9 protein-coding genes are annotated in these 8362 nt (G+C 64.3%); 6 read left to right on the top strand and 3 right to left on the bottom strand.

What is annotated here, in order from left to right; translation table 11 throughout:
- Positions 1–247: 247 nt before the first annotated feature.
- A complete protein-coding gene (locus ACZXDY_RS35870; protein WP_464348770.1) occupies positions 248–1117 on the top strand; it encodes a GNAT family N-acetyltransferase in 870 nt (289 codons plus the stop codon).
- Between the two features lie 172 nt (positions 1118–1289).
- The gene (locus ACZXDY_RS35865) at positions 1290–2378 is read left to right on the top strand and encodes a TRAP transporter substrate-binding protein (RefSeq protein ID WP_028163820.1); all 1089 of its coding nucleotides are present in this window, start codon (positions 1290–1292) and stop codon (positions 2376–2378) included.
- Positions 2379–2434: 56 nt separating this feature from the next.
- Here the strand turns inward: ACZXDY_RS35865 and ACZXDY_RS35860 are convergent, their stop codons facing one another.
- The 3 genes from ACZXDY_RS35860 to ACZXDY_RS35850 all read right to left on the bottom strand — a co-directional run bounded on the left by ACZXDY_RS35860 (position 2435) and on the right by ACZXDY_RS35850 (position 5042).
- The gene (locus tag ACZXDY_RS35860) at positions 2435–3364 is read right to left on the bottom strand and encodes a DMT family transporter (protein WP_464348769.1); all 930 of its coding nucleotides are present in this window, start codon (positions 3362–3364) and stop codon (positions 2435–2437) included.
- A gap of 215 nt (positions 3365–3579) precedes the next feature.
- Positions 3580–3984, bottom strand: coding sequence for a helix-turn-helix domain-containing protein (locus tag ACZXDY_RS35855; protein WP_028163818.1), 405 nt, complete (start codon positions 3982–3984; stop codon positions 3580–3582).
- Positions 3985–3992: 8 nt separating this feature from the next.
- Positions 3993–5042: a LysR family transcriptional regulator gene (locus tag ACZXDY_RS35850; protein WP_028163817.1), complete on the bottom strand. Its 1050-nt coding sequence runs from the start codon at positions 5040–5042 to the stop codon at positions 3993–3995.
- Between the two features lie 94 nt (positions 5043–5136).
- On the opposite strand from ACZXDY_RS35850, the gene ACZXDY_RS35845 reads away from it, so the two are divergent.
- From ACZXDY_RS35845 to ACZXDY_RS35830, 4 genes are read left to right on the top strand one after another with little or no spacing between them, the layout of a single operon-like run.
- On the top strand, positions 5137–6354 hold the full coding sequence (locus ACZXDY_RS35845; protein ID WP_245287274.1) for a GNAT family N-acetyltransferase: 1218 nt from the start codon (positions 5137–5139) through the stop codon (positions 6352–6354).
- Between the two features lie 5 nt (positions 6355–6359).
- Positions 6360–6953 (top strand): cysteine hydrolase family protein, encoded by a 594-nt coding sequence (locus ACZXDY_RS35840; RefSeq protein ID WP_051396697.1) that lies wholly within the window; start codon positions 6360–6362, stop codon positions 6951–6953.
- A 16-nt stretch (positions 6954–6969) separates the two neighbouring features.
- The gene (locus ACZXDY_RS35835; RefSeq protein WP_433994500.1) at positions 6970–7164 is read left to right on the top strand and encodes a hypothetical protein; all 195 of its coding nucleotides are present in this window, start codon (positions 6970–6972) and stop codon (positions 7162–7164) included.
- A 13-nt stretch (positions 7165–7177) separates the two neighbouring features.
- Positions 7178–8359, top strand: a complete 1182-nt coding sequence (locus ACZXDY_RS35830; RefSeq protein WP_464348768.1) for an MFS transporter — start codon at positions 7178–7180, stop codon at positions 8357–8359.
- Positions 8360–8362: the final 3 nt, after the last annotated feature.

Below are 8362 nucleotides of genomic sequence, written 5' to 3'. Positions count from 1 at the left end.
GCGTTTGCGCGGAGATCATGCTCAAACAAAGAGCTAGAGCGGGATGACGATTCGAAGAAAAGTCATCGCGCTCTAGGGTTCTCGTGATTTTGCGCCCGACGCATTCCCGCGTTGTCATGCTCGCCACCATCACCGGCCGTTGACTTGATCGTGCGGCACGGCGGATGTTTTCCAGGGAGCCCCGGGCGCCGCCGCGAGGGCGTTTCTTCGGTTGCCGGTCGCAGCTCACTCGTGGTGATATCGGTTCATGAGTCCATCTGTACGATCGTCCGCCACGAACGGCCTGCGCATCCGGACGATGCGGCCGGATGAAATTTCCATCGCCGTGGACTGGGCGGCGGCCGAAGGCTGGAATCCGGGCCTTGCCGACGCTACCTGCTTCGCCGCAGTCGATCCCGAAGGCTTCTTCATCGGCGAGCTCGACGGCGCTCCGATCGCGACGATCTCCTGCGTCAATTACGACGAGAGTTTTGCCTTTCTCGGCTTCTATATCGTGCGGAAGGATCTCCGCGGCCGTGGCTATGGTCTGCGCATATGGAACGCGGCCATCATGCACGCTGGCCGACGTGTGATCGGGCTCGACGGCGTGGTGGCGCAGCAGGAGAACTACAGGAAGTCCGGGTTCGAATTCGCTTACGCCAACGTCCGTTACGGCGGCACCGTCGCGGCTCCGGATGTGCAGCAGGCTAATATCGTCCCGCTCGCCGACGTCCCATTGGCGAGTGTGGAGGCGTATGACGCGACGGTGTTTCCGGCTCGGCGCACCGCATTCCTGCGCGCCTGGATCGGCTCCCCCGGGCATGTCGGCTGCGCGCTTGTCCGCGACGGCGGCCTTGCCGGCTGGGGCGTGATCCGTCCGTGCCGGAGGGGCTGCAAGATTGGCCCGTTGGTGGCCGACGACCGCGCCAGTGCCGAGGCGGTTCTGTCGGCTTTGCTGGCCCGCGTGGGCGGCGGCGAGATATTTCTCGACGTTCCCAGCATCAACCGCGACGCGGTCGCGTTGGCGCAAGATCTGGGTCTTGCGCCGGTGTTCGAGACCGCGCGCATGTATACCGGCGCAGTGCCGCCGTTGCGATTGGAGCGCGTATTCGGCGTCACCACCTTTGAGCTGGGATAGCGCAAACCCCGCTGCCTCACATAGGCGCGATGGCCAGGGCTCAAGGCTTTGGACGGGGTCAGTCGTAGGCTGCTCTGGCATCGGCCGGGCGTTTGCGATAGGTCCTTATGTCGTCGGGCCGGACGCGGAAGCGGTGCCCAATCGAATTGCAATCCGAAGGAGTGATGACATCATGAAACGCCGTACGTTTCTCAAAGGCGGCGCCGTGACCGGCGCGGCGACGCTGGTTGCGGCACCGGCGATCGCGCAGTCGATGCCCGAGATCAAGTGGCGTTTGACGTCGAGCTTTCCGAAGTCGCTCGATACCATCTACGGCACGGCGCAGACCTTTGCGAAATATGTCGCGGAGGCCACCGACAACAAGTTTCAGATCCAGACGTTTGCGGCAGGCGAGATCGTGCCCGGCCTGCAGGCGCTTGATGCCGTGAGCGTCGCGTCCGTCGAGATCGCGCAGACGCCGCTCTATTTCTATATCGGCAAGGAGCCGGCGCTTGCTTACGCGACGGGCGCGCCTTTTGGCATGAACCATCGCCATCAACATTCCTGGTGGACGTTCGGCGGCGGTGCCGAACTCTGCGACGAAGCGCTGAGGCCTTTCAAGGTGCATGCCATTCTGTGCGGCAACTCCGGCACGCAAATGGGCGGCTGGTTTCGCAAGGAGATCAAGACGGTCGATGATCTCAACGGCCTCAAGTTCCGGATCGCGGGCATGGGCGGTCATGTGCTCGCAAGGCTCGGCGTCGTGCCGCAGCAACTGGCGGGCGGCGATGTGTATTCAGCGCTCGAAAAGGGATCGATCGACGCCGCGGAGTTCGTCGGACCCTATGATGATGAGAAGCTCGGCTTCTACAAGGTGGCGAAGTACTATTACTTTCCCGGCTGGTGGGAAGGCGGAGCCATGCTGCACATGATCGTCAACGACGAGAAGTGGAATGCGCTTCCCAAGCAATACCAGTCGATCCTCACCCAGGCCGGCTCGGCGGCAGGCGCCTGGATGCTCGAGAAATACGACAGCGTGAACCCTGCGGCCCTCAAACGGCTTGTCGCTGGTGGGGCGGAGCTGCGCGCGTTCCCGCAACCGGTCATGGAGGCGAGCTACAAAGCCACCCAGGATCATCTGAACGAGCTTGCCGAGAAGAGCCCGCTCTTCAAGAAAACAAAAGAGAGCCACGACGCGTATATGAAGGACGTGCTCTTCTACACGCAGATCGCGGAAAACTACTACGACAACTATCTGCTGAGCAAAATGCGCAAGGGCTGATTTCGCCCGATCGCGCCAAGAACAGCTTCGGTTCTGATTCAGTCAGAACCGAAGCTCTAGGCCGGCTTCGGCTTGCGCGAGGCGACGAACACGCCTGACAGCACCAGCGCAAAGCCGATGAAGTGGAACAGTTGCGGATGCTCGCCAAGGAAGATGATCGAGAGCACAGTGCCGAACACCGGCACCACATGGAAGAACGGCGCCGTGCGGTTGGCGCCGATCAACTGGACGCCGCGGTTGAAGCAGAGATAGGCCAGCGTCGAGGGAAACACCGCGACATAGATCAGTGAGAGCACATTGCCGACGTTAAGCTGCATCACCGGTCGCGCCAGCAATTCCCAGATCAGGAGCGGTATCAGGCATGCCGCGCCGCAGCCGAAGGTGAAGGCGACGAACGACAGGCCATGGATCTCCGGCCGCTTCAGCGACAGCACCGAATAGATCCCGAACATCGTGAGACCGGCGAGGAAGATCAGGTCGCCCTTGTTGAACTCGACGTTCGACAGCGCGGTGAGGTCGCCGTGCAGGATGATCACCAGCACGCCCGCAAGGGACAGCAGGACGCCGAAGGCCTGCGCCACCGTCAGCCGCACGCCGAGCAGGACCAGCGACCACACCGCGATGATCAGCGGCGCCGCCGATTGCAACAGCAGCGTGTTCAGCGCCTGGGTATATTCGAGCGCCCAGTACTGCATGGTGTTGAAGACGCCGATTCCCGTCAGCGAGAGCAACACCATCAGGCCGAGACGGCCGCGGATCGCGGGCCAGTCCCGCTTCAGGTGCGGCCAGGCCCAGGGCAGGATCAACAGGAACGCCAGCGACCAGCGCAGGAAGGAGAGCGTCACCGGCGCAATATGGCCGGCGGCGAGTCGGCCGACGATGGCGTTGCCGGCCCAGAACAGCGCGGTCAAGCTGAGCAGGAGGTAGGGCTGGTTGGCCAGCCAGTTGCCGGAGCCGGCAGGGGAGGTGGTCTCGGAAGCAGACATGCGTCGGGCCCGGTTCATGACGCCGCGGCCCGCCCGGCGGGTTCACGCGCCGGGCCGGAATGTGAAAGGACCCGGCCGAGGCCACAGACACGCATTTTACGGCGGCGGCAATGGCGCTGGCTGCATCGCGACCATGCGCGGGCTCTATCCCCGGCAAGCCTGCCGGCCAATCTCGGCGACTGCTTGGCGGGGCGCCGGCGCGCCGAGGGATAGCGTCAGCCGGCCTCGCCGGGAGGACCGGCCTGGCGCTTGACGATCTGTGCGGTGAGGTCGATCAGGATCCGTTTCGTATCGGCGTCGTGCAATTCGCGAAACAACCGGAGCAGGCGCAACTCGAGCAGCGACTGCAACGATGCCGAGCCCGGCGCAGGCAACCGCCGTGCCCGGGCGGCGGCGCTGGTGGCGCGGCCGTTGAAGAGATCGACGGAGACGCCGAGCGCATTCGCCACCTGGCGCAGGCGCTCGATATCAACCGCATCCCGGCCGTTTGTGCGCTCCGACCGTTGTGGGGGCGGGGGCGTTGCTCCCAGCACTTCCGCAAGGTCGGACAGCGACAGTCCGATCTCGCGCCACTTGGCCTGCACCAATTGATCGATGTACCCGTCGGTCGATTTGCTCATTGGGTTGCTCAGCCGATCTTGGAGCGTGTTTCGTTCACGAAGCCTGCGAACAGATTTACCAGTGGCTCCCCCTTGTAGGTTTTCTGCAGATCGTTGGGATGCACGAACTCGTCGCGGAACCAAGGATACTTCCGGCCGTCGAAGGCCTGGATGGTCCAGTCGATCAACTGCTTGACGCGCGGAATCCGCTTGGCATCGGGGTGATAGGCAAGCCAGATGTCGAGCGAGAAGTTGATGCCGATGTCGAGCGGGATCAAAGGCCCCGCCACCGCCGGCACATAGGTCGGCAGCCAGCCGATGCCGGCGCCTTTGGCGACCGCCCAGACATGGGCGCTGCTGACATTGTTGCGCATGGCGACGAAGCCGACCTGCTCGCGGCCGGCATATTGCTCGTACATCTGCTGCGCGCGGGTCTGGTCGGCGTCTTGCAGCACGATGCGGTGGTTCTGCCTTATGTCGTCCTGGTCCTTCGGCATGCCGTAGATCTCGACATAGGACGGGCTGACGAACGGCATGACGTGAAGACGGCCGATCTTGACGCGCTTCAGATCGGGCTTGTCAGGCTCTTCGAGCTGCACCGCGACGTCGGCCTCGAGGCGGAGCACGTCGGCGGAGCGCATCTCGCATTTGAGATCGACGAGCAGCCCCGGATAGACGCGCTGGAATTCGATCAGCCGCGGCGCGACCCAGAAAGTGCCGAGACCTTCGGTGATGGCAAAGCGCACCTCGCCCGAGAGCGCCGGCGTGGTCTGGCTCAGCGCGCGGTCGAGGCCGAAAGCGGCTTCCTCCATCCGCCGCGCCGCCTCCAGCACCTTCTCGCCTTCGGGCGTCAGCCGCACGCCGTCGACATGGCGGGTGATCAATGTCGTTTTATAGGCACTCTCTAGTTGCAGGATCTGCTTCCGCAGGAAGTTGGCCGAAGCGTTCAGCTCGAGGGCTGCAGCGCGGAAGCTGCCGATCCGTGCCACCTCAAGGAAGATCCGCACCGAATCCCACTGGGCGATGCGGCCTGGGGGGTGTGCACGGTGGTGAACACCCCTGCGCTCAGGTGAGTGCATACAAATCGCCTCGTTTGTCGCCTTTTAGCTTAACGGGAACAACCCTCTATTCTTGGCAGAAACGCGGCAAATTCACAACCGCGAGAGATGATCGATGACTGCTCTGGACCTCGATTTTATTCGCAAAGCCGCCACCAGGCGCCAGGGGGCGGGTCCCGCCCGTTCGCTCGACAAGATGACCATGCTGCAATTGGCGAAACGCACGGTGATTTTCACCGTCGATGCCGCCGGGATTGCGGCGCTGATGGATGCGGCGAGGGAAGATATTCCGGGACTGACCACCAACCGCATCGTTCAGACCGTCGCCAACCATAATCCGGATGCGTTCTGGGCGATCGCGCGGCGTGATCAGTTCGACATTGCCGCGCCGAAGGGCGAAGGTTTCCTCGCGGTGCTTCCATTGACGCATGAAGGCACGCGCCGCCTGATCGACGGACGGCTCGATACCAAGAATCCGGATCTCGCCTTCGTCACGCGGCAGTCGGAGCGCCCGGCGGGCATCTATGTCTGGTGCATCCACGCCAAGGGGCCGACGGTCGCCGCGATCCCGCTGGTGCTGCAGAAATTCTCCAGCCCGCTCTACCAGGGCGTCAACATCTATTCGCGCCCGATCACCAAGGAAGGGCTGCGCGTGCTCGAGCCGCTCGGGTTCACCCCGGGCGCCCGCTATGATGGATTGTTCGCGCCGCATCTGCAGATGCTCGATCGCTCGCACGAGATGCCGCCGCCGAAGCCGGTGCCGCCGGATCCGATCTCGGTGCGCGTGGTGCGCTCGATGGACGAGATGGCACGCGTGATGGCGATCCGCAGCGCCGTCTACATGGGCGAGCAGCATTGTCCGTTCGAGGAGGAATTCGACGGCAATGATTTCTCCGCGACGCATCTGATCTGCCATCAGGGCCGCGAGCCGGTCGGCTGCCTGCGGATCCGCTACTTCGCCGATTTCGCCAAGCTGGAGCGGCTGGCCGTGCGCAGCGAAAGCCGCAGCGGCGGCATTGCGGGGCGCATCGTCGATGCCGCGATCGAGCTCTGCCGCAAGAAGGGTTACAACGTGCTCTATGCGCATGCGCAGAAGCGATTGCTCGGCTTCTGGGAGCAGCGCGGCTTCGAGCGCATGTCTGGCTCGCGCGAATTCGTGTTCTCCGATTTCGATTATGTCGAGGTCAAGCTTCAGGCCGAGCGGCATCCGCAGCGCATCACCCTTGGCGAGGATCCTTACGTCCTGATTCGTCCCGAGGGACAGTGGGACGTTCCCGGCATCCTGGAAATGTCCGCCGGCCGCGGCGCGGCCGCGCAGCCGGCCACGATGTGACCGCCATGGCCCCGGTGATCGACCTCAAACCCTATGTTGGCGCTTCCAGCAGCCGTCTGTTGGTCATGGTCGACCTGCAGGAGGAGGCTTATTTCCGCGGGGCGGCGGGTTGCGCTGACGATATCGAGCGTTCGCTGGAAAGCTGCAGGGCCGCGATCCAGCACGCCCGCAATGCCGGGATGCCGATCGCCTTCACGCGGCGGGCTGAAGGCTTGGATCTCGTCGACAGGAAGGCGCAGTCGCCCTGGATCATGGGCCTGGAGCCGAAGCGCGCGGACATGGTGTTCGAGCGCAGGCAGCCTTCCTGCTACGCCAATCCGCTGTTCGAGGACGTCGTCTCGCGGATCGGCAGCTTTGCGATCGGTGGTCTGGCCGCGGAAGAGGTCTGCCTTGCCACCGCCATCGACGCTTCACATCGCGGCCATCGCGTCACTTTCCTGACCGATGCCGCCGCGAGCCGGCAGCGGCGCGATGCCGATCCTGGTTCAGTGCACCTTGTCGCGACGAAGGCGATCGAATTGTTCGCCGACGTCGCCACCACCGCCCACTGGCTGGTCGCGACCGCGCAGCGGCCTCTGAGAGGGCATCGCTATGGATGAATTGAGGGCCCGTCGCTTGCGTAACGTGATTCCGGTACTGACCGAACAGCGTAACATTCTGGTTTCCGGCGGGCTGTCCTTTGCGGGCCACCTTGTCGATCTCGCGATCATGCAGCTCCAGCTCTCGCTGCATGAGATTTCCGAAGACGAACTGTCCGAATTCTCAGACGCGGTCAGCCTCAATCTCGCCAGCGGCGACTTCCAGGATTGATCGGGAGGCAGGGATGCCCCGCAGATGGATCGTGCTTGCCGTGCTGTTCGCGGCGCGCGCGGCGACCGGGTTTCAATTCCAGTCGGTCGGATCCACGACCAACGTCCTGATGCACGATCTGGCGCTCAGCTACGTCCAGCTCGGCATGCTGCTCGGCGCTTATCTGTTGCCCGGTATAGTCGTCGCCTTTCCGGCCGGCTTGATCGGCCAGCGGGTGCGCGAGACGACGCTCGGGCTCGGCGGGCTGGCGCTGATGGTGGTGTCGGGCGTCGCTCTGTCCTATTGCGACAGCTTTGCCGCCGCGCTGGCCGCGCGCGTGATCGGTGGCGTTGGCGCTACCATCGTGATCCTGGTCGCCACCAAGATGACGACCGACTGGTTCGCCGGCCGTGAGATCGTGCTGGCGATGTCGCTGTTGCAGATGAGCTGGCCGTTCGGCGCGATGGTCGCGCTGCCGGCGCAGACCTATCTGGCACAATCGCTGGGGTGGCCGGCGGTGATGGCGTCGAGCGCGATGTTGGCCCTGATCGTGCTCGGCGCCTTCGCATTGCTGCCACGGAGTCCCGTTCAGGCCGAGACTGCAGCGGCCGCGCGCACCGGCCTGCCGGTCAGGATCCTGGTCCCGGTCCTGGTCGCGGGCGTCATCTGGGGCGCGATGAATCTCGCCTGCGTGCTGTTCTTCAGCTATGCGCCGCCATTGATGGTGGCGCACGGATCAAGCCCGACGGGCGCGGCCTCGCTGGTCAGCCTCGCGATCTGGTTCACCATCGTGGCCATTCCCGTCGGCGGCTATCTGGTGGAGCGGTCGGGGCGGCCGGTCGCAGCGATCATTGCTTGCGGGCTTGTAGCGGCCCTGGCGCTGGCGCTGTTCGTCGCAAACATCCATCCAGCGATCGCCTGCCTCGTCTTCGGCGTCGCCATCGGTCCATTGTCCGGCGCGATCCTGTCACTGCCGACGCGCGTGCTCGAGCCGCGCGACCGCTCGCTTGGCTTCGGCCTGTTCTTCACCTGTTTCTATCTCCTGATGGCGATCGGGCCCTCCGCCGCCGGCCGGCTGCAGGATGCCTGGGGCAACCCAGCGGCCGCGCTGATCGCGGGCGCCGCGCTGCTGGCCGCGATGGCGCCGCTGTCGCTGCTGTTCTCGCTGTTCTCGAAGCGCGGTGAGGTGCTGACGCTCAAGCCCGCGACGGCCTGAGCC

Source organism: Bradyrhizobium sp. LeoB3, assembly GCF_055456055.1.
This window is presented reverse-complemented; position numbering and strand designations above follow the sequence as displayed.

What these genes read in the sequence shown, in the direction of transcription:
- ACZXDY_RS35855 (WP_028163818.1), bottom strand. Translation starts at nt 3,984, where the DNA reads ATGAGCAAATCGACCGACGGGTACATCGATCAATTGGTGCAGGCCAAG.
- ACZXDY_RS35840 (WP_051396697.1), top strand. Translation starts at nt 6,360, where the DNA reads ATGGCCCCGGTGATCGACCTCAAACCCTATGTTGGCGCTTCCAGCAGC.
- ACZXDY_RS35860 (WP_464348769.1), bottom strand. Translation starts at nt 3,364, where the DNA reads ATGTCTGCTTCCGAGACCACCTCCCCTGCCGGCTCCGGCAACTGGCTG.
- ACZXDY_RS35830 (WP_464348768.1), top strand. Translation starts at nt 7,178, where the DNA reads ATGCCCCGCAGATGGATCGTGCTTGCCGTGCTGTTCGCGGCGCGCGCG.
- ACZXDY_RS35850 (WP_028163817.1), bottom strand. Translation starts at nt 5,042, where the DNA reads ATGCACTCACCTGAGCGCAGGGGTGTTCACCACCGTGCACACCCCCCA.
- ACZXDY_RS35865 (WP_028163820.1), top strand. Translation starts at nt 1,290, where the DNA reads ATGAAACGCCGTACGTTTCTCAAAGGCGGCGCCGTGACCGGCGCGGCG.
- ACZXDY_RS35870 (WP_464348770.1), top strand. Translation starts at nt 248, where the DNA reads ATGAGTCCATCTGTACGATCGTCCGCCACGAACGGCCTGCGCATCCGG.
- ACZXDY_RS35845 (WP_245287274.1), top strand. Translation starts at nt 5,137, where the DNA reads ATGACTGCTCTGGACCTCGATTTTATTCGCAAAGCCGCCACCAGGCGC.